Annotated in this window: 18 protein-coding genes; 10 read left to right on the top strand and 8 right to left on the bottom strand. The window is 44.4% G+C overall.

Features of this window, described 5'->3' with window-relative positions:
• The first annotated feature begins 84 nt into the window (after nucleotides 1–84).
• Nucleotides 85–465 carry a hypothetical protein gene (locus tag ACT7WV_RS13455; RefSeq protein WP_445103382.1) on the top strand — a complete coding sequence of 127 codons (381 nt, stop codon included), beginning with the start codon at nucleotides 85–87 and terminating at the stop codon, nucleotides 463–465.
• On the opposite strand, the gene ACT7WV_RS13450 is transcribed toward ACT7WV_RS13455, so the two are convergent.
• Nucleotides 456–1,814, bottom strand: coding sequence for a glycosyltransferase family protein (locus ACT7WV_RS13450; protein WP_445103381.1), 1,359 nt, complete (start codon nucleotides 1,812–1,814; stop codon nucleotides 456–458). The genes ACT7WV_RS13455 and ACT7WV_RS13450 overlap by 10 nt on opposite strands.
• Nucleotides 1,815–2,246: 432 nt before the next feature.
• On the opposite strand from ACT7WV_RS13450, the gene ACT7WV_RS13445 reads away from it, so the two are divergent.
• Nucleotides 2,247–6,233, top strand: a complete 3,987-nt coding sequence (locus tag ACT7WV_RS13445) for a magnesium chelatase subunit H (protein WP_445103380.1) — start codon at nucleotides 2,247–2,249, stop codon at nucleotides 6,231–6,233.
• Between the two features lie 97 nt (nucleotides 6,234–6,330).
• Nucleotides 6,331–6,906: a Uma2 family endonuclease gene (locus ACT7WV_RS13440; protein WP_445103379.1), complete on the top strand. Its 576-nt coding sequence runs from the start codon at nucleotides 6,331–6,333 to the stop codon at nucleotides 6,904–6,906.
• 132 nt (nucleotides 6,907–7,038) lie between these two features.
• Here ACT7WV_RS13440 and ACT7WV_RS13435 read toward each other — a convergent pair whose 3' ends face one another.
• From ACT7WV_RS13435 to ACT7WV_RS13410, 6 genes are all read right to left on the bottom strand, one after another.
• Nucleotides 7,039–7,161: a hypothetical protein gene (locus ACT7WV_RS13435; RefSeq protein ID WP_445103378.1), complete on the bottom strand. Its 123-nt coding sequence runs from the start codon at nucleotides 7,159–7,161 to the stop codon at nucleotides 7,039–7,041.
• A 41-nt stretch (nucleotides 7,162–7,202) separates the two neighbouring features.
• Nucleotides 7,203–8,231: a DNA cytosine methyltransferase gene (locus ACT7WV_RS13430; protein WP_445103377.1), complete on the bottom strand. Its 1,029-nt coding sequence runs from the start codon at nucleotides 8,229–8,231 to the stop codon at nucleotides 7,203–7,205.
• Nucleotides 8,232–8,335: 104 nt separating this feature from the next.
• On the bottom strand, nucleotides 8,336–10,291 hold the full coding sequence (locus tag ACT7WV_RS13425; RefSeq protein ID WP_445103376.1) for a ShlB/FhaC/HecB family hemolysin secretion/activation protein: 1,956 nt from the start codon (nucleotides 10,289–10,291) through the stop codon (nucleotides 8,336–8,338).
• Between the two features lie 476 nt (nucleotides 10,292–10,767).
• Nucleotides 10,768–11,301, bottom strand: coding sequence for an outer membrane beta-barrel protein (locus ACT7WV_RS13420; RefSeq protein ID WP_445103375.1), 534 nt, complete (start codon nucleotides 11,299–11,301; stop codon nucleotides 10,768–10,770).
• Nucleotides 11,302–11,751: 450 nt separating this feature from the next.
• Nucleotides 11,752–12,771: a GGDEF domain-containing response regulator gene (locus tag ACT7WV_RS13415; protein ID WP_445103374.1), complete on the bottom strand. Its 1,020-nt coding sequence runs from the start codon at nucleotides 12,769–12,771 to the stop codon at nucleotides 11,752–11,754.
• Between the two features lie 381 nt (nucleotides 12,772–13,152).
• Nucleotides 13,153–15,420 carry a RelA/SpoT family protein gene (locus ACT7WV_RS13410; protein ID WP_445103373.1) on the bottom strand — a complete coding sequence of 756 codons (2,268 nt, stop codon included), beginning with the start codon at nucleotides 15,418–15,420 and terminating at the stop codon, nucleotides 13,153–13,155.
• Between the two features lie 341 nt (nucleotides 15,421–15,761).
• On the opposite strand from ACT7WV_RS13410, the gene patD reads away from it, so the two are divergent.
• The 7 genes from patD (at nucleotide 15,762) to ACT7WV_RS13375 (ending at nucleotide 25,470) form a co-directional block, all read left to right on the top strand.
• On the top strand, nucleotides 15,762–16,121 hold the full coding sequence (gene patD / locus ACT7WV_RS13405; RefSeq protein WP_445103372.1) for a heterocyst frequency control protein PatD: 360 nt from the start codon (nucleotides 15,762–15,764) through the stop codon (nucleotides 16,119–16,121).
• 213 nt (nucleotides 16,122–16,334) lie between these two features.
• A complete protein-coding gene (locus ACT7WV_RS13400) occupies nucleotides 16,335–18,101 on the top strand; it encodes a dipeptide ABC transporter ATP-binding protein (protein ID WP_445103371.1) in 1,767 nt (588 codons plus the stop codon).
• Between the two features lie 463 nt (nucleotides 18,102–18,564).
• Nucleotides 18,565–20,535 carry a sulfite reductase, ferredoxin dependent gene (gene sir, locus ACT7WV_RS13395; protein ID WP_445103370.1) on the top strand — a complete coding sequence of 657 codons (1,971 nt, stop codon included), beginning with the start codon at nucleotides 18,565–18,567 and terminating at the stop codon, nucleotides 20,533–20,535.
• Nucleotides 20,536–20,747: 212 nt separating this feature from the next.
• Nucleotides 20,748–21,815, top strand: coding sequence for a TIGR00341 family protein (locus tag ACT7WV_RS13390; RefSeq protein ID WP_445103369.1), 1,068 nt, complete (start codon nucleotides 20,748–20,750; stop codon nucleotides 21,813–21,815).
• Between the two features lie 89 nt (nucleotides 21,816–21,904).
• Nucleotides 21,905–22,648 (top strand): 16S rRNA (uracil(1498)-N(3))-methyltransferase, encoded by a 744-nt coding sequence (locus ACT7WV_RS13385; RefSeq protein WP_445103368.1) that lies wholly within the window; start codon nucleotides 21,905–21,907, stop codon nucleotides 22,646–22,648.
• A 246-nt stretch (nucleotides 22,649–22,894) separates the two neighbouring features.
• Nucleotides 22,895–24,259 (top strand): RNA-guided endonuclease InsQ/TnpB family protein, encoded by a 1,365-nt coding sequence (locus tag ACT7WV_RS13380; protein WP_445103367.1) that lies wholly within the window; start codon nucleotides 22,895–22,897, stop codon nucleotides 24,257–24,259.
• Between the two features lie 68 nt (nucleotides 24,260–24,327).
• Entirely contained in the window at nucleotides 24,328–25,470 is a 1,143-nt protein-coding gene (locus ACT7WV_RS13375) for a tetratricopeptide repeat protein (RefSeq protein WP_445103366.1), read from the top strand.
• Between the two features lie 7 nt (nucleotides 25,471–25,477).
• Here the strand turns inward: ACT7WV_RS13375 and ACT7WV_RS13370 are convergent, their stop codons facing one another.
• Nucleotides 25,478–25,915 carry a hypothetical protein gene (locus ACT7WV_RS13370; protein ID WP_445103365.1) on the bottom strand — a complete coding sequence of 146 codons (438 nt, stop codon included), beginning with the start codon at nucleotides 25,913–25,915 and terminating at the stop codon, nucleotides 25,478–25,480.
• Between the last annotated feature and the right edge of the window lie 230 nt (nucleotides 25,916–26,145).

Here is a 26,145-nt window from a genome sequence, read left to right as displayed (position 1 = left end):
GGATATTATTCCCTAATCCTGTACTCTTGAGCGAAACGCCTAGATAATAATTACTGTGGGGTAGCCGACCTTATCTGTTAATTGATGCTGACTGAAATTTTTCCCTTCGTATTCGAGATCAATGCCACGATGATTGCGGGAGCTTCATTGTGGTCTCTAGCCCTTTATTTGAGTCTATCTCCCCTAAAGCAATGGGTAATAGTGCAACTCAATCGCTGGTTTAACTTTGCCGAGAGGTCGCTTTATATCTCAGCCAAGGAATTTGAAGAGACTCGTAAGGCTAGAGAATCTCAAAATGCCTTCTATGCATCAGTTTTCAGTATCATCCCCTTTTTAGTTTTCGGTGGACTGTGTAACTTTACTGTAGAGATAACTCTGGGTGGTAGTTGGGCAATCAGCATCGGTATACTTGCCTGTGTGGGCTGTGGTGTTTACGAACTAGGGCGTCAAGATGGTCAGTCCTGAAAATTATTTAATTCCTCTGCAACTAGCAAAGCCAGCTTTTTTGCTGCCCCTGGCTGCCCTCGGACACCGCGCAAGTTGTCCCGCATGACTTCTAGTTTTTCTGGATGGGTCAAATAATCAATTACCCTTTCTGCCACGTTTAACGGTTCTAGTCTCCCCACCAATTCTGGAACTATTTCCCTACCCGCCCAGATATTAGGCCAAGCAAACAAACGCTTTTGCCGCAGTACTAACCAATTAATTAGTTTGGCAAAAGCAGAACCAAACCCTGGTAAATTAGCTAGTAAGCCTGGTATTCCATCCCAAGAGCGCATCGCGTCTAGCTGTTGGGTGGGTAGCAAGACAATCATTGGTACAGCTAAAGAACCCAGTTCTGCTGTATTAGCACCCACGGTAGTTAAGCAAAGCTGGCACTTGGAGATGATCTCGTAGGCCGGAAAATGGGTTATTAGTTCCACCCGCACTCCTCCAGAAGTTTTCAGAAAGGGTTGCTCATCGGTGTCTAAGTGGGGAATTACCAGTTGTCCACTGACACCTCCTAGCAGAGGAATCATCGGATTATGCTGGGGATCGGCAAATTTAGCTAATGTTTCTAAGTCTAAACTAGGAGCCACAGGCATCACGAAGCGGGTTTGAGGTCTAGCTTGATCAATGTATTGAGCAATCCCCAAAGCCAAAGGCATTCCTTGGATCAGCTTAGCGGATTTTGACCCAGGAAGTAAGCCAATTAGTTCGGTTATCGGTTGTTGAGTGGAGGCTTGATCCTCTTTACAGAAGGAGAAATTTGAAGCTGCAACTGAAAAATCTTCACCTTGCAACCTGGTATCTGCCATCAAGTCTCCGACTTCTGTAAATTTGTGGCGGTATTTTTGCGGTGCTTTGGTGATAATCTCTGGTTTCATGACGCCGAAGCGGTCAATCCAGCCTTGCCAACGGGCTTCCCACTCAGCATAGACAACTGTGTGATAACCTAAGCGCCGACCAATGACCACAGGAAAAAATTGGTCGCCGCCTAAAAAAACAACTACACCTTGCTCGCGCCAGTCCCAGTTCTGGGTTATTACCCCTCGTAACAAAAACTGCCAAAAATAATCTGCCCCCTGAACTCGGTCTACTTCGGGGTAGGACTTAACAATCTCGACTTCTTGACCAGTTGCATGGGGACAAGGCGAGAGTATCACGGATATGCGCACCAAGGAGCGGTCATCTCCTAGTTGTTGCCGTAGGGCTCTGACGACGGGTCTTACCCAGGTTGCTAACTCTCCAGGACCGTTCGAGAGAATTACAATGTCGGCTGCGATGGCAATCCTAGATGAATTGTCAGAGCTTTCTATTTCATCTGTGTTCATCTCTGACTAGCTTAAGTTAATTTTGCTGATCAGTTATTTAGGGTTGCTATTTCAAGATAATTTTTGCTTTTATCAATTTTTCTACAGCATATGATTCTAATAGTCAATAATATATTGTTAATTTTTGTTTAATTTAACTGAGCAATCACTTTAGTATTTGTCAATTAATGTAAAAAAATATATCAAAAAGTTTATCGAATTGTGTCAGATACTCCCCGAAAATGACATTAGCTAATGGTTTTTTGATAGAAACACTTAAGTTGCCAAAATAAAAACTCAGCAATTAGGTAGTGAGTGATTAGGTAAGGGCGAGCTTAACCAAGACATCTATCGTGTCAGCGATCAACTAGTTAAACTCACCTTGACGGCGCTCACTGATCGGCAATTTAGATTAAAGAGAAGAGAACGCGCATCATAAGGAGCCAGAGCCGCATGTTCACAAGCGTCAAGTCCACCATTCGACACATTACCCCTGATACTCTCAATGGGCGTCATTTAATTAAGGTGGTCTATGTCGTCTTAGAAGCACAGTATCAGAGTGCGCTATCAGCCGCTGTTCGCTCAATTAACCAAAACAATCCAGATTTAGCTATTGAAATCAAGGGCTATTTGATCGAGGAACTTCGCGATGCAGAAAACTACGCAGGTTTGAAGCAGGCGATTGCTGAAGCTAATATTTTTATTGCCTCTCTCATCTTTATTGAAGATTTGGCAGACAAAGTAGTAGAAGCCGTAGCACCACACCGTGATCGACTGGATGCTGCCATTATTTTCCCCTCGATGCCCCAGGTGATGCGTCTTAATAAATTGGGTAGCTTCTCGATGGCGCAACTGGGTCAATCTAAAAGTGCGATCGCTCAGTTCATGCGTAAGCGCAAAGAGAAGTCGGGGGCTTCCTTTCAAGATGGCATGCTCAAACTATTGCAAACCTTGCCTAAAGTCTTGAAGTACATGCCGATAGACAAGGCACAGGATGCCCGTAATTTCATGCTCAGCTTTCAGTATTGGCTAGGTGGTTCCCCAGATAACCTGGAGAACTTTCTGCTAATGCTAGCAGATAAATATGTCATGAAGGGGCAGAATCTGACTTTTAAAGAGCCAGTTGTCTACCCAGATATGGGCATCTGGCACCCCTTAGCACCGAAAATGTTTGAGGATACCAAAGATTACCTCGACTGGTATAGAAACCGTCAAGATATCTCAGATGACTTAAAGGATCCCCTTGCGCCCTGCGTTGGCTTAGTGTTGCAACGCACTCACCTGGTTACTGGTGATGATGCTCACTATGTAGCCATAGTCCAGGAATTGGAAGCCATGGGGGCACGGGTGATCCCCGTCTTTGCTGGTGGTCTAGATTTCTCCAAGCCAGTGGATGCCTATTTTTACGAAACCCCTCACAGTAAAGATGGGCAAGGGCAAGTTGCCCTGGTCGATACTGTCGTCTCTCTAACGGGTTTCGCCCTAGTAGGCGGCCCTGCAAGGCAAGACCATCCTAAGGCAATTGAATCTCTCAAGCGGTTGAATCGTCCTTATATGGTGGCACTGCCCTTGGTGTTCCAAACCACAGAAGAGTGGGAAGGTAGTGACTTGGGACTGCATCCGATCCAAGTAGCCCTGCAAATTGCCATTCCTGAACTGGACGGGGCAATTGAGCCGATAATTATGTCGGGACGAGATGGGGCAACCGGAAAAGCGATCGCTTTGCAAGATAGGATTGAAGCCGTAGCCCAAAGAGCCCTGAAATGGGCAAATCTGCGCCGCAAGCCAAAGTTAGACAAGAAAGTTGCCATCACTGTTTTTAGCTTCCCGCCAGATAAGGGTAACGTCGGTACAGCTGCCTATCTGGATGTGTTTGGTTCTATCTACAAAGTGATGGAAGCCCTCAAGCACAACGGCTATGATCTGCCAGAGTTACCAGAGTCAGCCGAAGCACTGATGCAAGAGGTAATTCACGACGCCCAAGCCCAGTACAGTAGCCCGGAATTAAATATTGCCCACCGCATGTCAGTGATGGAGTATGAACGCTTCACCCCCTACTCGACACGTTTGGAGGAAAACTGGGGCCCACCACCAGGAAATCTCAATAGTGATGGACAAAATCTGCTGATTTACGGCAAACATTTTGGCAATGTCTTCATCGGTGTCCAGCCCACCTTTGGCTACGAGGGCGACCCGATGCGGTTGTTGTTCTCTCGTTCCGCCAGTCCTCACCACGGCTTTGCAGCTTATTACACCTATTTGGAACAAATCTGGAAAGCAGACGCGGTATTGCATTTTGGTACCCACGGTTCCTTGGAGTTTATGCCCGGTAAGCAGATGGGCATGTCTGGAGAATGTTATCCAGATAACTTGATTGGTTCAACGCCCAATCTTTACTACTACGCAGCAAATAATCCCAGTGAAGCAACGATTGCTAAGCGCCGTAGCTACGCCGAGACGATTTCTTACCTGACTCCGCCCGCAGAAAATGCTGGTTTATATAAAGGACTCAAGGAATTAAGTGAGTTAATCGCCTCTTACCAAACTCTCAAACAAACTGGTCGTGGTATTCCCATTGTGAATACGATCATGGACAAGTGCCGCTTGGTGAATCTAGACAAGGATATCGACTTGTCCGAGAAAGACGCCAGAGACATGACTAGTGAGGAGAGGGATTTAATCGTCGGTCAAGCCTATCGGCGTTTGATGGAAATTGAATCACGTCTATTGCCCTGTGGATTGCATGTGATTGGCAAGCCGCCCACAGCAGCAGAAGCGATCGCTACTCTGGTTAATATTGCTAGCTTGGATCGTTCGGAAGAGCAAATCAAGGGTTTGCCTCGGATTATTGCCGAAAGCATCGGACGTGACCTGGATGAGGTTTACCAAAATAACGACAAAGGCATTTTAGAAGATGTTGAGTTGTTACAAAGCATCACTATGGCAACCCGTGAAGCAGTTGCAGCATTAGTGCAAGCCCAAGTAGATGCAGAGGGGCGTGTCTCTAAGGTGACTAACCTCAATTTCTTCAACATGCGTAGGCGGACTCCTTGGATTGAAGCACTCCAGGATGCAGGCTACAGCAATGTTGATGCGGAACCGATTAAACCGCTATTTGAGTATCTGGAATTCTGCTTGGGGCAAATTGTTGCTGATAACGAACTAGGGGCAATGCTGAAAGCCTTGGAAGGTGAGTATGTAATACCTGGCCCTGGTGGAGATCCAATCCGCAATCCTGATGTTTTGCCCACAGGGAAAAATATCCACGCCCTCGATCCTCAATCGATTCCGACAATGGCGGCGGTAACGTCAGCGAAAATTGTCGTAGATCGACTACTGGCACGACAACGGCAAGAAAATGGCGGTAACTGGCCAGAAACTATTGCCTGTGTTCTCTGGGGAACAGATAACATCAAAACTTATGGGGAATCTTTAGCACAAATCATGTGGATGATAGGTGTTAAGCCAGTACCCGATGCCTTGGGAAGAGTCAACAAGCTAGAATTAATTTCCCTAGAAGAGTTAGGACGTCCTCGGATTGACGTGGTGATTAACTGTTCCGGCGTCTTCCGCGATTTGTTCATCAACCAGATGAATCTGCTAGATCAAGGGGTGAAGATGGCTGCAGAGGCGGACGAACCTCTAGAGATGAACTTTATTCGCAAGCATGCGACTCAACAAGCAGCGGACATGGGCATTAACCTGCGACAAGCGGCAACTCGCGTCTTCTCTAATGCTTCCGGTTCCTATGCAGCTAATGTCAACTTGGCGGTAGAGAACAGTACTTGGGAAAGTGAGTCTGAGTTACAGGATATGTACTTGGCGCGGAAGTCTTTTGCTTTTACTTCCGATAATCCCGGCACAATGGAACAATCAAGGCAGCTTTTTGAGTCGTCGCTAAAAACTGCTGATGCTACTTTCCAAAACCTAGATTCTTCAGAGATTAGCCTTACTGACGTTTCCCACTACTTTGATTCTGACCCAACTAAGGTAGTAGCAAATCTGCGGGCAGATGGCAAAGCACCAGCATCCTATATTGCCGATACCACGACAGCTAATGCTCAAGTGCGTACTTTATCAGAAACGGTGCGCTTGGATGCCAGGACAAAGTTACTCAATCCTAAGTGGTATGAGGGAATGTTGAGTCACGGTTATGAAGGAGTGCGGGAACTCTCCAAGCGCTTAGTTAACACAGTGGGTTGGTCAGCAACTGCGGGTGCTGTTGATAACTGGGTGTATGAAGATACCAATACCACCTTTATTCAGGATGAGGAGATGCAGAAAAGGTTGATGAATCTCAATCCTCATTCTTTCCGTAAGATGGTTAGCACTTTGTTGGAAGTAAATGGACGTGGTTATTGGGAGACTTCTGAGAGTAATTTGGACAAGTTGCGGGAGTTGTATCAGCAGGTTGAGGATCGGATTGAGGGAATTGAGTAGTTAATGGTCTAAAACCTTTTTGTAGAGACGTTCCGGCGGAACGTCTCTACTATTATTTAGATAGGTCAAAATCCAGAATCCCCAATCCGAAATTGGTATGAGTTCCCTAACCCTCAATCTCAAATCGGTTATTGACTTAACAGACGAACAATTTTATCAACTCTGTCAGGATAACCGCGAACTCAAGTTTGAACGCAATGCCAATGGAGATTTAGTCATCATGCCACCCACTGGAGGGGAAACTAGCAACCGTAATGCTAGCCTAACAGCTCAAATCTGGATTTGGAATGAGCAAACTCAACTGGGTAAAGTTTTTGATTCCTCTGGTGGCTTCAAGTTATCTAATGGTGCAGACCGTTCTCCTGATGCTTCCTGGGTAAAATTGGAACGCTGGAATAGTTTAACTCCTGAACAACAAACGAGATTTGTTCCTCTATGTCCTGATTTTGTAGTTGAGTTACTTTCTCCGAGTGATAGCTTGAAAGAAACTCAGGAGAAAATGGAAGAATACCGAGATAATGGTACTCGTTTGGGTTGGTTAATTAATCGGAAATCTCGGTCAGTGGAAATTTATCGCCCTGGTCAGGAGGTAGAGGTACTTGAATGTCCGACTACTCTTTCCGGGGAAGATCTTTTAGTCGGTTTTCTGCTGCATCTTGAAGTTATTTGGTAAGTGTGTATCTATTTGTCTACCTGAAAAACCTGAAGAACCTTCTATTTGGGCTTGATGAAATCTAATATCTTGGTCTGGGCTGAGAGTTTTATGTACCAACAAAGTTATTAAAACTGTATAAACTGCCTTTGATCAAGAACAATTTTTAGCAATTCGATAAATAAATTCTTGGTAGTTTCCTGGAATGTCATTTCTAATACTCTCAACATTCATGGATTTTTCATAAGCTTGTAATAGCTTTTCTTTATGATTCATAACCGTAATCCTGGGATTTCTAATTGAACAAACTCTTCTGGCTATTTTAAAACAAGTTTATTTATCCTATTTTCTCCATAACAACCAAAAAATATTTGTTCTTTTAACTGATGAGCAATTTCATAAACCATAGGTATGCAAACCGAATTTCCTACCTGTTTGTAAGATTCTCCTAAATTGCCGTGAAGTTTAAAGTCTTGAGGAAATCCCATAATCCTGTAACATTCTTGAACCGTTAATTTACGCACGGCGTTTTCTTCAGGGAGATAAATAAAGAATCGACCAGAAGTTTCTTGAGAAGGGATCGTCGGATGTATACCTTCCACTGAATAAATTCTATTCGGTTGATGGTGTACCCTGGATAAATGGTGAGTATTGGGTCTAACTCCCTTCTTCCAAATAGTTTTATTATTGCGATATCCTACAAAAATTAATCCCGATTGTTGTTGCTTGGGTTCATCTATTAAGGTATAGCTTGTAGGCTCTAAATATTCAAATTTGCCAGATTTGATGAGGAAGTTTTTTAACTTGGGTACAGGAAAAACTTTTCTTAGTCTTGTAAAGTCAAAATCTTGAATTTTCGTAGCAATAATAATAACTCGCTCCCGATTTTGCGGAACTCCAAAATCTTTAGAATTAAGCAGTTGGTAATTAACTTGATATCCTAAATCTTTCAAGGCATACAAAATTACCTCAAAGGTTCTACCTTTGTCTTGATGCATTAAATATTTGACATTCTCTAGTACAACAACTGGAGGTTTTTTGACTTTGATTATTTCACAAACTCGGAAAAATAATGTCCCCCGTGTATCCTGAAAACCTTTCCTTTTCCCACATATACTAAAAGGCTGACAAGGAAATCCGGCTGTTAAAACATCAAAATCAGGAATAGTATCAATATCTATTTTGGTAATGTCACTTGCAGGTTGCTCCGCAAAATTATTAAAATATACTTCCTGGCATTTGACATCGATTTCACACGAATAGACGCATTTGTAACCCGCTTTTTCAAAAGCAATTCTAAAGCCACCAATGCCAGCAAATAAATCAATAAACCTTAGATTTTTCACTCTTACTCTTAATCAAACTTTATTCTTCGATTATGAAATGCGATCGCATCTTCACTAACATCCGCAGAAAACAATCGCCATCACTCTACAAATCTAATACAAATCTAAAAAGGATTAAAATTAACAGAAAAATACAGTCCATTTTCTTGCCAAGTTCTTTCCCTAGACTCAATATTAATTAGAGGAATTCCCCAATCTAAACGAGCACTTAGTCGATCACCCATTTGCAACTGAAGACCAAAACCAAAACCTAGCAAAGTATTAGGATCAGGGTCAGGATTACCAGAACTATTCCAACCGATGCCAAAATCTACAAATGGCACTACATGCAAAATTCCTTCTATCTTTTCCACCCGTAGAATTGGCAATCTCACCTCAGCCGATGCCAAAATGCCATTGTCTGTTAAGAGGACGTCTTGTCGATAACCCCGGACACTTTGTACACCCCCTAACCTAAATTGCTCCAAAGGTAGGAGGGTTTCAGTTGCTAATTGTAGATCAGAACGAACTACCAACAAAGAATCCCGTGCCAGAAGTCTGACATACTGGGCTTGTCCACGCCAAGAGAAAAACCTACTATCGGGTGGCTCCTCATTGACTGTGGCATCGAAAATACCAAGTCCCAAATTAAATTGAGAGCGAGCCGCAAAAACTTCTTGACGGCTGCGTTGCGTCCATTCCTGGAAAAATCGCAGTGCCGAGATTCGAGTTCTACCCCTGTCGTCAGCACCAGCAGAGAGGGGTTCTTCTATCCCCAAAATTTCTGTCTTACTTTCCTGTCGAGATGCTGTTATACCTAAAGATAGTTCTGTGGTGGGAGTTTGGACTATCGGTTGACGGTAGCTGAGATCCAAGTAGCGGGAATCACCAGTAATATCGATGATATCGAAGGGTGGTTCAATCACCTCGGTATCACTTAGTCCAGCAGCAATCGTGATGGTGCCATTACGAGGATTGATTGGCACTCTATAGTTAAGATTAAAAGCATCACTACCATCAGTGTTGGTATATTCCAAACCTAGGCTATCTCCAAAACCAAGAAAGTTAGCTTGGTTGAAATTAATGCCACGCCGGAAGCTACCCACACTAGGCGCTCTGCTATTATCGATAAAAGATTCGATTCTTAAGGTTTCGGCTTCTGTAATCTTGACTTCTAGCAAACTCAATTCGGGACGTGAGCCAGCAGAGAGTTCCGCCGATAAGTTTTGAATTAAAGGGTCAAGTTGCAAGAGTTGTAGTGCTTCCAGCAAGCGGTTTTGATTGAGGGGTTTTTCCGTGGCAATTGCTAGACGACTGCGCACATAGCCAGGATTCAACCGCTCAGTTCCTGTGATCATGATGTCTTCTAACCCACCTTCAACAATCTGGATGTTAACGACAGCTTCTTCAGGATCCAAAATTTGCTCAGCAGAGATGACAGCGCCCGAATTAACATAGCCAGCATCAGCGTATTTTTTAGTGATTGCTGCTTCTGCTTGCAACAATTCTGCAAAAGTAATTGGTCTACCTCTGAAGCGTTGGGTAACTGCTGCTAACTCTTCGGTACTGAAAGCTTTGTAATCACCAGTGAACTCAAACCGTTTGACAATAATTGTTCCCGGAATCGGGGAGCGCCGGAGGGACGGAGGTGGTATAGTTGGCCTTTGTGGCTTGAGTGGTTCTTCTTGAGGCGTAGGCGGGATGGGGGTTTGCTGTGGCGGAATCTCAGGAATAGTCGGATTTGGAGGGTCAGTAAGTTCAGGCAACTGTCCCTGAAGAGTTGAATATTTAAAGTCGCTAGGTTGTTGAGTAAAGCAGTTTCCACAGGGGAAGTTGCCCTCAGAATTTACCAGTTTTATTTGTTTAGCTTGTAATTCCCCAGTTGTTGAACTTTGAACATTTTTTCGCTCTGGTGGCAAGCCGGAAGGTGCAGACGACAACAGACGAGTCTCCTCAGTTAGTTCATAACTGCTGATCTGTTCCCAGTCAAGTGTCGAAACATCCCCAAGCTGAGCTGTGGCTTTTGAGGCACTCCCCAAAACCGTGATAATCACTGGTAAAATCAGCTGATATTTCCGCAATATCAATATTTGGTGTAACACTGATGCTTATTGGATGAAAGTACACTCCGCGTTTAGAGTACCAAAAACACCAGTATTGCACGTAAAGAGCGTTTTTCTCCATACAAAGGCTGGTCTTGAACAAATTTCGAGAACAAAGCTACCAGAGAGTAGAAAAATTGACCTGTGAATAGCTTTTTCGTTACCCTGTTTAATAGACTAATAAGTTCATGACAATAAAACAGACAGGCTTGGTTTGCCTGTCTCAAAAGTGCTGGCAGATGTAATTAGACACCTGTGGCTTGATTAGTGATTATAGTTGAGAGCTGAGTTTTCTTTTGTAGAGTTGGCATGGGAAATTGTACAGAAGTTTAACTGCCCCATAACCTGATCTCGATTGCAGAATAAAGAAGAAATTTTTGTCTGTCAATATTCTGAATAAATTCAAGAGTTTAATCGAGAAAATCGCCCCGCAAATTTATACTCAGTTGAGAGATTTATCGAAATCGGTAGCCTACTCCGCCTTGAACACTAACTGCCGATGCCGGACTATTTTGGTAAGCCTCAATGCCGAGTTTGGTGTCACCATAGACAACAACATTTTGACCAATTTGGGCTTCAGCACCCAATGCTAATACTGGAGCATCCTGATTACCTAAAGGTGTGGGTTGTCCGTTAGCTTCGACAAAGGAGTAGCCCGCACCAAGGTAAATGTTGGCATTATTGGTGACGGGTACATCATAGGAAATCATCGGTATAATCGCGCTAGTTTCGTCACTAAAAAGTACCGCACCTCTTAAAGAAACTGGTGTATTGGGAACTGCAAAGCGACCTTGGATATTACCACCAAAGGTAGCCGCATCACCGTCTTGTCCGCCATTAGTAAGGCCTGCTGCTACACCTGCACCTACGTAGGTTGCTTGTGTTCCCGTAGGCTTAGCTGAAGCACTACCAGCGAATAGTAAAACTGGAGCAAGCACAGTAGCTGCCAAAGCAGAAATTGATACTACAGATTTTAGCTGACGTTTCATAATTACCTCCAAGAACAGGTAAGTTTATTGTTGCGTTGTTAGTTATCAAGTCGTTTTTAGGAAAGAAAAGGTTCCAAGCTATCAAAAATTATTTAATGGACAAGTTTCTAGTTTATAGAGGCAGAAAAATAAGCCTGCTCAGTCGGTCGAAAAGTTAGTGCAGGCAAGACAAAAAAACTTGTCCTATATATATAGGATGTCTATTTAATAAATAGGTAACTGAAGTTAATAGCTGAATTTATTTCTGTGTTTTGCGAGTAGACTGTTTGTTAACTGGCACATATAGCGAAGTTATTCACTAATTATTTGGCTCCATTTGCGAGTTGAATTGTGTGAAAAATATCAGCTATACTCGCAGACTAAGCAATATATTTCATTGTAATATTTTAAATGCTTTATAACTTGCCCAATATTCGGGATAGTTAGGTATTTTCAACAAGCTTACAAGACTTAAATATCAGTAAAGCAGCAATCGCGTCCCGCTGCTTTTGCCTGATACAAAGCCTTGTCGGCTGCAGCAACCAATATGTTGGGCAAGCTTTGAGGTTTGGGTTGAATACAGGCAATACCCAAACTGAGAGTGACATATTTACTCACTGGTGACTTAATATGAGTAATATCTAAACTTCTCAGAACTTCCCGAATTTCTTCTGCTACTTGAGATGCACCGATGGCTGTGGTGTTAGGCAAAATTACAGCAAATTCCTCACCTCCATACCGAGCTACCAGATCAACTGAGCGCTTTGCACAAAAACGCAGAGCATCAGCAACCCGCCGCAAGCAGGCGTCACCGGCTTGATGACCATAGGTATCGTTATATTTCTTGAAAAAGTCAATATCACAGAGAATGAGAGATAAAGGCAATTTTTCCCTAATCATACGTTGCCACTCATCCTCAAGGTACTCATCAAATCGGCGTCGGTTGGCTACTCCCGTCAGTCCATCCAGATTAGCTAAGCGCTGTAACTCCTGGTTAGCCATCTGCAGTTGTTTATAAAGCTGAAACTGTTGGATTAAACGCCGTACCCGCTGGCGCAACACAGCAAAGTGAATCGGCTTTGTCAGATAATCAGTGGCACCGACAGCAAAGGCTCGGTCTACCGACTCTTGGTCATCAAGACCAGTAATCATCAGTACTGGCGTGTGGGAGGCGAAGTGTAGGTTTTGGTGGTCAGCATTGCCATTTCCATTACTATTTCCATTGTCATTGCCGTGGAAATAGTTTTTCTGAAAAAGCATTTGCAGTTCGGTACAGCAAGCAAAGCCATCCATTACCGGCATCAAGGCATCTAACAAAACGAGATGGGGTTTAAGGCGTTTGTAGGCTTCTAAACCTTGCTCTCCGTTAACTGCTTCGATAACTTGATAACCTTCTTTTTCCATGACTTTGCGTAACACCTGCCGCGTATATCGGTCGTCATCTATCACCAAAATGACAGGTTGTTCTTCCGGAAGAGAGACTGCTTTCATTGCTTGATATCACTGATATCGCTATCTTTAGGCTTGCTCCAGATGCCTTGAACCATTCCTACTCAGCCTCTAACAGGGACACCAGTATTGGTGTCCCCATTTTAGTGGTGCTCTTGCTAATCATTTCTAGATCCTGGCACAATCAAATCATTTTGTCTTTTCTACCAAGAAGGATAAAATTTTTGTCAAGATTGCAGTCTGGGCCTTATTCCTTCAAAAGATGGACAAAGGAATGTTAGTCATCGCCTCCCAGTAAAAGACAATGACTGATTTAAACACTATAAATCATGAGTTAGCAAATAAATTATCAGTCCAGATTAGGGTTCTGATTTTGCTAACCAAATTAAAGTTTTTGTTAATTTTCTAAGAACAAACTACACCTTATTCATCCACGGTGCTGAGTCGGCGTATACTGAGAACATCCTTCATATTTTTGATTTGAGTAAAGCTACGTTCAAGCTGTTGAAGTTCGCTGATATCGATGCATAAGTAAATGAGAGCCGGTTGACCTTCGTTAGTTTTTACTCGGGCGTTGCGAACGTTGATATATTGATCGCTCAAGCGAGACAAAATGTCTTTGAAGACACCCACCCGGTCAAGAACTTCAATTTGAACTTTTACGGGGTAAGTTTGAGGGCGGCAACTCTCAACATCTTTACGGTTCCAACTTACTGGCACAATGCGGTCTCCAGGAATACTCTCTAGACCAGGACAACCTTGCCGATGAATCGAAATACCACGCCGCTGTGTGACAATGCCAATTATCGGCTCCCCAGGAACTGGGTTGCAGCAACCAGCGATGTGATGTAGCAGCCCTTCTACACCAGTAATCGGGTTTTTCTTACTAGAAGTAGCAGAGGGGACTTTAGTAACTGGAGTTTGAGGTAAGGAAGCACCCTCCGTTTCTAGAGAGGTTTCATTCAGCGTCTGTACCATGGGTTGCTGAGCCTTAACAGCTTCTCGCAATCGGTTGACTAGCAAGTTGAGTGTTACCTCACCGTAGCCCAGACCAGCTAACAAATCTTCAACATTATGGTAGTTACAACGCTCTGCTACAGTTTGCATAGGCTCTGATTTGAGCAACGCTTCAAAGCCGTTTTTACCCAACTCTTTCTCTAAGAGTTCCCGACCACGAGCAACATTTTCTTCACGGTGCGATCGCTTATACCACTGCCGGATACGGCTTTGGGCAGTGGGTGTAACCACAAAATTTAGCCAGTCTAGACTAGGATGGCTATTTTTGCTGGTGATGATTTCGACAATATCACCGTTTTCTAAGCGAGTATCTAACACACGCCACTGACCATTAATTCTCACTCCGGCGCAGTGATTTCCTACCTCTGTGTGAATTCGATAAGCAAAGTCTACTGGTGTTGCCCCTCGACTCAAAGGTACAACATCCCCTTTCGGGGTAAAAACATAGACATCATCATCAAATAAATTGTCTTTGACGCTCTCCATGTATTCCTGAGCATCCTTGAGGTCATTCTGCCACTCCAGCAACTGCCGCAACCAAGTAAATTTTTCGTCCTCAGCCGTAAACCTTGTATAACTAGAGACGCCCGTTTCTTTATACTTCCAATGGGCGGCAATCCCAAATTCAGCAATTCTATGCATTTCCATGGTGCGGATTTGAACTTCTAGAGGACGACCTGTAAGACCAATAACCCCCGTGTGTAATGACTGATAGCGATTCGGCTTAGGTAAACCGATGTAGTCCTTAAAACGACCCGGAATCGGTCTAAAGGCATCGTGAACTACTGCTAAAGCTCGATAACACTCTTCCTTCGTCTCTACAATTAATCGCACTGCAGCAATATCATAGATTTCATGAAATCCTTTCTGCTGCCGTTGCATTTTCTGATAAATGCCATACAGGTGCTTCGGACGCCCATTAATTTCTATAGAGTGAACGTCAACAGCCGCTAGCCGCTCTCGCAGCATGTCTACTACCTTGGTCAAGCGGTCTTCTCTGTCCGATCGGCGTTCTGCCACCAGTTCCTGTACCTGTCGGTAGAAATCCGGTTCCAAGTACTTGAAAGATAAATCTTCGAGTTCCCACTTAAATCGTCCAATCCCCAGCCTGTTGGCCAATGGGGCGAAAATTTCCCTAGTTTCCCGAGCAATCCGGCGCTGTTTTTCTGGCTTGAGATGCTGCAAAGTTCGCATGTTATGTAGTCTATCTGCCAGCTTCACCACAATTACCCGGATATCAGCTGCCATGGCCAGAAACATCCTGCGGAAGTTCTCCGCTTGACGCTCGGTTTTACTGGAAAAGTTAAATTTAGAAAGCTTAGTTACGCCTTCAACTAACTGCCGCACCTCTATGCCGAATCGAGATTCTATCTCTTCTGGTGTAATTTCCGTATCTTCGACAACATCATGCAGAAAGCCAGCGGCGATCATGACACTACTACCGCCGAGATCCCTTAATAAACCAGCAACAGCGACTGGATGAGCAATGTAAGGTTCTCCCGATGCTCGATACTGGTCTTGATGCAATTGGTAGGCAAATTCAAAAGCTTTGGCAATTAAAACTATGTCCTCAGGTACTGGTTCATTAGCCTTGGAGGAAACTGCTGTGAGACAATCTTGCAGCCAGCTAGGAATATTACAATCGAGAGTTGAAACCGTTGCTATAGCCTTCATTATTCTTTCCCTAACAAATAAAACAGATACAAAACCTTGACTTAAACTGCTGTGAGAATGTTAGGGGAGTAGCAAACCTTTGGCTTGCTCTTAACTCCCCCTAAATCGTCATATTCATCTGGGACAGATATTTTGGAAATTTTCAGTTTTCTTAGATTTCTCAAGGGGCAAGCGATTTCCGGGGTGATGTGACAATAAAGCGAATGATATCGCTAGGTTAATTGCTCCGAAGTCACAGAAACTGACTTAAATGAAACCTCAGCGCCAGCTTTACGGTGACTCGTCGCCTTTATTAAAAAGACAAATTTCTTTACATTGATTCTAGAACAACCAGAATCAGAATGTTACCACCATCACACTGCCAACGCTACCGGGAATTTCGACAAGCTCTAGAAAAGATGCACCAGCAAGCTACTGCCACAGATTTAGAGGTTAAAGTACTCCGCGACCAATTCCAGGAGATTAAAAAGTTCTTTAAAAGCCAAATTGCTAATCTCAATTCAGATGAATTAGCACCAGATGATGCCTCTAGGTGGCAGTCTGTTCAGACCGAAATCTACAAACAAATGCGACTTCTAGAAACTGATATGATGCTTTTGCAGGCTGCGAGGAGTTCTACAACATCCCTTTCTCGGCAAAAGATTGTTAAAGACCGAATCAATAACTTGGTTCAATACTGCCAAGCTTTGCTTTTACTCTAGCTTGAGAATTTAGCTCTGTCGAATTACTTGCTAAGGCACTTGCCGGGAGCGCACAAAATATTTGAGACTGCTTTTTTGTTGGTATGGCATCAACTTTGATTCTGGATGAGCTACCCACCGGAGTCTGCGCTGTGTTCAAAAATACCGAAAAAACACAGCACATTTGTCAGAAGATACTTGATTAAACCACACTCCAGCCTAGGATTCCCAGGAATGTCTCTGTTTTGTGTCCAACATCTACGGGTTTTATATCCCAGCACTCAGTCAGCAGCTACTTACCATCCGGCGGTGGACGATGTTTCTTTTACTCTTGATGCCGGGGAGCGATTAGGATTAGTAGGAGAATCCGGCTGCGGTAAATCTACCTTGGGAAGAGCAGCAATGCGCTTATTACCAGCCTCAACTAGGGTAGAGGGACGGGTAAATTTTGCTGGAGAGTCGGTGTTTGATTTAACACCTAGACAACTGCGCCACTTCAGAGGAGAAGCAGTGGCTTTGATCTTCCAAGATCCCATGACACGCCTTGACCCCCTGATGACTATTGGGGAACATTGCCTGGAAACACTAAGAGCGCATCAACCCCAGCTATCACGACGCCAAACCAAAGAAAAGGCAATAGAAACACTAGAGACTGTCAACATCCCAGCTAGTCGATGGTCGCAGTATCCCCATGAGTTTAGCGGTGGCATGCGGCAAAGAGTAGCGATCGCACTAGCACTATTGCTAGACCCGAAGCTAATTGTAGCGGACGAACCGACTACTAGTCTGGATGTAACTGTCGCTGCCCAAATTTTACAGGAGCTAACACGACTGTGCCGCGAAAGGCAAATGGCACTGTTGTTGATTTCCCACGACCTAGCCATGGTAGCAGAATATTGCAGTGAAATTGCCGTGATGTACGGTGGTAAAATTGTTGAAGCTGGGTCTGCCGAAGCAATTTTACAGCGACCGCAGCATGAGTACACACAATCCCTTCTGCAAGCTGCTTTACATCTGCAAACGGTCAATGACGAGCCAAGCAAAATTACTGGTGCAGATTTTCCGCTAAATCTGCCTCGCCAATCAGAGGCTGCTCAATCAAACCCTTCCTTAGTAACAGAAAAAGATTATTCGGAAACAGGTGAGAATATTCACCTCCCAATGCCTGCGGTAATTGAGCCTCCTTTGTTGAGGGTAAGCAACTTAAAGCAGTATTACACCCTAGAGAGTAGTTTCATTGCCCAATTATTTGCCTCAGAAAGCCCCGTGATCAAAGCTGTAGATAACGTTAGCTTTGATCTTTATCCCGGCGAAGTTCTGGGACTAGTAGGAGAATCCGGCTGTGGCAAGAGCACCCTTTCCCGCACGATATTACAACTAATTCGTCCAACTTCTGGCAGCGTTGAGTTTCTTGGACAAAATTTAGTTAACTTAGATCGGCAGTCCCTGCTTCCAGTGCGTCGTCAAATTCAGATGGTATTTCAAGATCCCCATGCTTGTCTTAATCCTCTGATGACGGTAGGAAAAGCGATCGCTGACCCCCTATTCATTCACAAGCTGGCTAACTCAATAGAGGCTCAAAGCCAGGTAAGACAAATGCTGGAACGCGTAGGATTAACACCAGTAGATGATTATTATCATCGATATCCCGCCGACCTCTCAGGAGGGCAACAACAGCGAGTTGCAATTGCTCGTGCTTTGATTACTCGCCCTCAATTGCTCATTTGTGATGAGCCAGTGAGCATGCTGGATGCCACTGTTCAAACCCAGGTGCTAGAGTTAATGCGCCAGTTAAAGGAAGAATTTCATCTCACCTATTTGTTTATTACTCATGACCTTTGGGTAGCTCGATATTTTTGCGACACCATAGCAGTGATGCATCATGGTCAAATTGTGGAAAAAGGAACTACTCACGAACTGTTTGTCAATCCCCAGCATCCCTATACCAAGACTCTACTCAATGCTGCTCCCTTATTAGCTACACAGATGACGGCCAAATAGCTAATCGAAAATCGAAAATTGAGCTTTTACGCCAGTATTTGGCTAATAGCATCCATTTTCCCCTTTCAATTAACCATTTGGTGGCGAAGCTAGTCAAGAATCACGCATCTACAGACGCGATCGCATTTTGTGACAGACTACTTTGTACTAAGGGAAAATGGTTGTACATTAGTTAGTCCATCCTAGTTTACTTTTCATAGAGGTAACCGCTTTAGGTGATTAGCTGAAACTTGCAGGCTGCCTCTGAGGAGCTTACTAAAAAGTTGGAGAGTATTAAAAATGAGCTCAAAGTCCCTTTCTTGAAATCTGGGGAGGGAAATCGCCAGCTTTTGATGCCTCTATTTTTTATGAAATTTAAAGCAGTGGTTCCGACTATTGAAGGTAGTATTAGGATAAAACTATTCACCGTAATTCCGATAGATTTACTGGTAATAAAAATCATCTGTTTAGACCTGTATCTCCCATGGTTAAAACTCCAACTTCCTCAAGCTCCAAACCTTCTAAACTCGAAGGCATCAAAGAACGCAGTAACTATTTGCGTGAACCGGTAGCAACTGAGCTACAGCAAGAAACTACTCACTTCACAGAAGATGGAGTTCAACTTCTCAAGTTTCACGGGTCTTACCAGCAAGACAACCGAGACAACCGAGTCAAAGGTCAGGAAAAAGACTACCAGTTCATGCTGCGCACTCGCTCACCAGGAGGGTTTATTCCACCTGAGTTGTATCTAACTTTAGATAAGCTATCTGAGGAGTACGGTAACCAAACCCTTAGGGTGACTACGCGCCAGGGCTTTCAGGTTCATGGTATTCTCAAGAAAAACTTAAAGACGGTAGTCTCCTCGATTGTCCGTAGTATGGGATCAACCTTGGGGGCTTGCGGTGACCTAAACCGCAACGTCATGGCACCAGCGGCACCTTATAAAAATCGATCAGAATATCAGTATGCCTGGGAGTATGCTGATAAAATTGCCGACCTGCTCACACCTCAAACGGGCGCTTATTACGAAATTTGGTTAGATGGCGAAAAGGCTATCAGCGCCGAAGAAGACCCGCAAGTCAAGGCAGCACGACAGCGCAATGTCAATAACACCAACTTTACGGATAAAGAGGAACCAATTTACGGGGAACATTATATGCCCCGCAAATTTAAGTGCTGTGTAACCGTTCCGGGAGATAACTCCGTTGATCTTTACACTCAGGACGTCACTTTAGTAGTGATGGTCAATGAGCAAGGAGAACTCGAAGGATTCAATGTTTTGGCAGGTGGCGGTTTAGGACGCACTCATAATAAGGAAGAAACCTTTGCTCGGGCGGCTGACGCTCTTGGTTATGTCGCCAAAGACGATGTCTACGACTTACTCAAGGCGATTGTGGCAACACAGCGGGACTACGGAGATCGAGTTAATCGCCGTCATGCCAGAATGAAATACCTACTTCATGATTGGGGCGTTGAGAAGTTCCGCGAGACAGTGGAAGGTTACTTCGGCAAAAAATTAGCACCCTACAAACCGCTACCCGCTTTCAAATATTACGACTACCTGGGATGGAATGAGCAGGGAGACGGTAAGCTGTTTGTGGGAATTTCTATTGAGAATGGTAGAGTCAAAGACGAAGGCACTTTCCGCCTTAAAACTGCTCTACGGGAGATTACCCAACAATTTGCCCTACCGATGCGGCTAACACCGAATCACAATCTGATCATTTATGAGATTGAACCGGAGCAACAACTAGCACTAGACCAACTGCTTGACCGATATGGTGTTCAAATCTCTCCAGAAGGGATTGAACCCCTAGTACGCTACTCCATGGCTTGTCCAGCACTACCGACTTGTGGCTTGGCAATTACCGAGTCAGAACGGGTAATTCCCAGCATTATTGAGCGGATTAGAGCGCTACTAGATAAACTCGGTTTACCAGAAGAGCATTTTGTGATTCGGATGACTGGTTGCCCCAACGGCTGTGCTAGACCTTATATGGCAGAATTGGGATTTGTCGGCAGTGCACCAGAAAGTTACCAAGTTTGGCTAGGAGGTTCGCCCCATCAGACGCGGCTAGCTCAACCTTATGTAGACCGTATGCCAGTCAAGGAATTGGAAGCTTTTCTAGAACCAATATTTGTCTACTACCAGAAAGAGCGGCAAACTGAGGAAAGTTTTGGTGATTTTTGCGATCGCGTCGGTTTTGATGCCATTCGGCAGTTTACTGTTGCCTATCAATCTCCACCATTAAATCCTCAGTCTGATACTGGTTTTGCTAGTGAGGTAGTAATACCAGAACCCTCCACCACAAAAACTATCAGTAAAAATCGCAGTCGTCGGATTAGAGTTAATGACGATCTACATGAGCGTTTGAAGGCAGCTGCAACTAAGCAAGGTAAAACCATGACTGAGTTAGCAGCCCAAGCTCTAGAAGCCTATCTCACCAAAGATTAAACCTAATCGGTCAAAAAAAATAGCTTTATTGCCATCAGTTTTCTGCTAACTGGTGGCAATTTTCTTGAGAAGAGGCTTCTCTCTAAAAGAAGATTACTCTTAACTGAAACTAAGCTAAATTATTCCAGCAAGTACTATCAAACTCTAGCTACCGTCATAATCAGGAGGTGTTATTGCTATTACTCAATCTCAAATCACCCAATTGGGTATTAATGTTCTACTCTCTCCATAAAAAAATTCTTGCAAGTAAACAGCGTCTTGCTCAATTCTGGAATAAAAATAGCGGCGACTGGCATTGGTTAACGGAAAATCCGGTGCCGATTGCCAGCTTAAATCGCAGTCTTTGGAAAGCTTCAGTTCCTTCGTTCCGCTTCTATTTTTTGCTCGCCCTTTCTGGTGTAATTTCAACATTGGGGTTGTTGGCTGGTAGTGCAGCCACAATTATCGGGGCAATGATTATCGCTCCTTTAATTGGGCCAATTACTGGCATTGCCTACTCGATGGTGGTAGCTAATCGCCGTCTATTAAGGCGGTCGAGTTTGACCTTATTCACTGGCGTCTTGATGACAATTGCCACCTCAATCGCGATTGCTTCCTTAATAGATCTAAGAACCTTAAATCCAGAAATTACGGCGCGGGTGAATCCGACGTTAATGGATTTGGGTGTTGCGATCGCTGCTGGTGCTGCGGGAGCTTTTGCGCGATCGCGTCGCAGTATCGCTGATGCATTGCCGGGAGTAGCAATTGCCGTGGCATTGGTTCCTCCCTTGAGTGTCATTGGTATTGGCATAGCTAGCCTTGACCTGAAAGTGACAACTGGTGCCTCTATTTTATTTTTGACAAACTTGATAGGAATTATTTTTAGTGGTGGCCTGGTACTCTTGTGTCAGCGTTACGGTAGTCTGGAAAGAGCTCGGAGCGGTTTGGCTGTTTCTGTGTTGGCGCTATCTTTGTTAGGTTTGCCTTTAGGATTGTCTCTGAATAACCTCTTAGTCGAGGAAAATGTCCGCCGCAGTGTGGCGTATCTGATTAGCCGTCGGACGTTAACATTTTCCAATACAGATATCCGCGTTGTCAGGGTGCAACCTCAAGAGAAGGGAGTGTTTATCGATCTCGAAGTAGCGGCAGAATCGGACTCAATTTCTGAGCGACAAGTCGAGTTAGTACAAGATTTTCTTTCTGCTCAACTGAAAAAGCCAGTGAAGTTATCTGTAAAGGTGATTCCGGTTAGGATATTTCAGACACCCTCTATTTCTAGTAGTCTGTCGAGCTTAAATTGATGGGCTGGGACAAGGGGGATAAGGAGGAAGTGTTTTAATTTTTGCACCTCAAATCTATCTTGATGTTCTAATAGTTAAAGGAGAATTGATTGGCTCAACTGCAAAGGTTGGTAATCACAACAGCGCAACGCCAAAACCAGCAGATTTCATTAACAGATGCTCAACAGCATTACTTGTGTAGGGTGTTGCGGCTTGAGAGTGGCGATCGCTTTATTGCCATGGATGGACAAGGTGGCTGGTATATTAGCGAGTTAGATACTAGCCTTACTCAAGCGCGGATTATTGAGTCTGTTGCGGTGAACACCGAGTTACCTATAATGGTGACCTTAATCGCGGCTATGCCTAAAGGGAGTGGATTTGAGGAGGTGGTAACTCAAGCTACGGAGTTGGGTGTAGCTCGTATTATCCCGACAAAGAGCGATCGCACGTTGCTTAATCCCAGTCCCCAGAAAGTGGAACGTTGGCGACGCCTTGCTCAAGAAGCTGCAGAACAATCGGAACGTCAAGTTTTACCAAAAATTCTCAACCCAGTTGAGTTTACTGCTAGTCTAAAACTAACTGAAACCTTAAATACCCATCGCTATATTTGCGTGGCTCGTCGTCAAGCTCCCCATCTCCTCAGTTGCTTAGAGCAAGGATTACGGTTGGAGGCTGGTCAACCATCAGAAGTTGTTATTGCTACTGGTCCCGAAGGGGGATTTTCTAGCGCAGAAGTTGAGCTGGCCATAGCTGAGGGATTTCAAGCTGTTGGCTTAGGGCGTCGCATTCTGCGAGCTGTTACTGCTCCGATCGTTGCTTTGTCTTTGGTAGCATCAGTGGGGGAGGAAAAATAGAAAATGGAAAATGGAGCTTTCAACACCGGAATCTGGCTTATAGCCTCAATTTTCTATTAACCATTTAACAATTTAACCCTTTTCAACAAAATCGCCAGGATTCCCCCACCTCGAAGCAAATGAGGGTTTAGCTCACAAAGCGCAGGTGGGGGGAGGAATTGCGGGACGGCGTAAGTATGGAGTCGTCCAAGCTACTTGCCATTGCTTCACGACAATGATAGTGTAAGACAACATCGTGAAAGTATCATGGGCCAAACCCTAACTGCCAAATTAAAACTAGAAGTCACCCAGGAGCAAAAAGAACAGCTCCGGGTGACTTCTTTGGCATATAAGGACGCATTGAATTACACATCTGGTGTTGCCTTCGAGATGGGTAAAACCTACAACGGCACCAAGATACAGAAGAAAGTTTATTACACACTGCGGGAGAAGTTTAGACTACCTTCGCAAATGGCTTGTAATGTTCCCCGTCAAGTTGGAGCAACCTATAAGTCATTACGGACAAAGTTGAAGCACAACGAGGAGGCATTTAAAGCGGGTCGTACCAAGAAACGATACAAGGGATTGGATAAACCACCTAAGTACGTTTCTCGTACCTGCACCTTAAATTATCAGCGTGATTACTCATTTATTAAAGACCAGAAAGTAAGTGTCATCACTTTATCTGGTCGAATCAAGGTAAATTATCAGGGATACTCCAAGCATCTTTATCTGATTAATTCTGGAGTAGCCAAAATTGGAGCGGCAAAACTTTGGTACTCACGCGCCAGGAAAACTTACTACTTGTTAGTAAGCATGGAGGTGGAAATACCAGAGCTAACACCGAACAATATAAACAGAGTCATCGGTGTAGATGTTGGGCAGCGCTATATTGCTGTTGCCGCAGATACCCGAAATAAGGCTCAGTTTTTCAGTGGTAAACAGGTGAGGCACAAAGCTTCTCGTTATGTAAAAGCGAGAAGGTCTTTGCAGCGTAAAGGCACCCGTAGTGCAACCAAAAGATTAGTTGCTTTATCTGGACGGGAGAGACGGTTTATCGCTGATACGAATCACTGCATTGCTAAGCAAGTTGCAGAGCCTAACACCCTGATTGGATTGGAGAATCTAACCCATATCCGAGAGCGGACCAAGCCCCAGAAAAAGGGCAAGAAAGCGTCGCACAAACAGCGTAGAGCTAACAGCAACAAGGCTCGTTGGTCATTTGCACAGCTGCACGGCTTTATTGATTACAAGGCTGTGTTGTCTGGAAGTTTGGCTGTCAAAGTAGATGCTCATTATACTTCTCAGGCTTGTCCCTGCTGCGGTCACACATCCAAAGGAAATAGGCCCAACAAGGGTCTAACTTTTGTGTGCCAGCAGTGTGGTTATGTTCTCCATTCCGATTTGATTGGTGCTCGAAATGTTGCACTTAGAGTGTTGCTCTTTCGGCAAGACTGGGAGAGTACGGGGCGTTTTTCAGCCGTCCCTGATGCGTCGTCGGATGAAGGCAAAGCCGATAGCGAAGCGGTAGCGAGGCAACGAGCGTCGCGCCTTTCGAGGTATTCGGAACTGCGCTGGACGATAGATGCAATCTCCACCCTCAGCGAAACGCAGCCGTCAGGCGAAGTGTAGCAGGGTGGAGTCGTTGAATTGTTCTTTAGCGATAAATCCCAGTGTCACCTCAAGCGGGGGGATATTAATTGATTGACGAAGTTGCTCATGCCTTGGAGTGCCAAGATTATCGAACAGCGGCTCGATTGCTCAAGCAGTTGTTGAAACAGGAACCGCAAAATCCTTGGGTAAAGCTTTATCTGGGACGCTTCCAAGAAGATACGGGAAAATTAGAGACGGCTCAAAAGGTTTACCGACAGTTACTGCAAAATACAACCAATCCTAAGGTTATGTCTCAAGCGCGTCAGGGACTGGAGCGTTTGGCGGCTAGGGAACAGAAGCAGCGACAAGAAGCTCTCACTCAGGCAACTGCTGACCCTAGTAATAGGCAATTAGGGGTTTTGATACTTGAACCAATTAGTGCCTCGGCAAAGCAGGTTGCTGCTCAACAATTGGCTCGTATCATGCAAATAGACCCTTATACGGCAAGGCTACAGCTACCGACAAGGGGTTGGCGTCTGTATCGCACAGGGCCAGTGGGAGAACTGGAGTTTTATGCTTCCTCGCTACAGCAAGAGTCGATTCCCTGCTTTTGGGCTGCTTTAGCGGATATCCAGAAGATCAGTGTTTTTGGCGTCGATTATTTTTCTGAGGGTGATCATCGCATCACGAATTCTACCACCTCTCAAGCTGCGGTTATTTGCCGAAACACCCAAGGTCAAAAGGGTTCTCTTACCTTTAATTGGTCAGAAGTGACTCAAAGAGTAGAAGGACTTTTGCCACTTTTTGAAGAAGTTGTTGATCTTGACGTTCGTCGTAAATTGACACGCAAAACCCAGACCTTAGATTATGTGCAGTTTTGCGACCTGCATTTACCCCAAAGAAGTACTATTCTACGTTTTTGCGATCGCCAATATCAGTTTCAGCAGGGAATTGCTTTCACCACAAAACAAAAAAACTCAGAAAACAGTCAATTAGCAGAGTCAACCCTGCGTCAAGGAACTACTAGACTTAACTGGAATAACTTATTGGATTTCCTTAACCATCGACTGCCTCAGCTACCAGTTTGGTCTGATTTCACTAATTTTGCCGAAGCAGCAGTGGATTATAGAGAAATGCTGAGACGCCTGCCGTCTCACATTGACCTATTTCGCCGTGAAGAGACGCCCTGGGACTCAGCATTTCAGTTGTATAGTGGACTAATTTTTCTCAAAAATGCCTCCGAGAAATAAAGACCCTTTAGTTGCTCGGTGTCTTCACCTGACGCGCCATATCTCGGAAGGTGTTCATGCTTGGGCCAGGACGACGCCGGGAATTAGTCGCCTTAGGCAGCAGGTAATTAGGAGCAAACGTCACTCCAGGCTGAGGTTCAACTTTGCCATTGCTGGTAGCTGCTGTTGAAGTAGGCTGAGGCGTTGCCTTGGGTGCCTTGGCTGGTTCCGATTTCTCTGCTTTCTTTGCGGCTTTATTTGCTGACTCAGCCTTAGGCGCTTCATCTTTTTTGGGAACGGTTATCTCTGCTAGTTGCGGCTTTTTGGCTGGTTCCTGCTGGTTAACGCCGCTTGCTTCGTCTAGTTCCAGGAAAAACTCTTTCCCTTTTTTCGCTTTGGGAGTACTTGAGTCCCCATCTTCTGATTTTTTCTTGCTACCGAACAAATTGTTGATAAAACCAAACATTATACAAATACTCCTGTTTTTTAGATGAATTTAACTGAGTTGCCAAAGATGGAATACAGACCACGCCAGCTCTAATACAAGACTGCCACTTATCACATCCACAAGAGAATGCGGCTTGCTCTTAACCCCAGAAGCTTGCCCTAAAACTAACAGTCATGGTTGAAAAAACAGACTACTTAACTAAAGCCCTAAAAATCCTGTTACCAGAAGTCTATGTTTGACTAATCCCT

Source organism: Symploca atlantica LB2515 (genome assembly GCF_052546295.1).
Note: the sequence above shows the minus strand (reverse complement) of the source record. Positions and strands in the feature narration are given on the sequence as shown.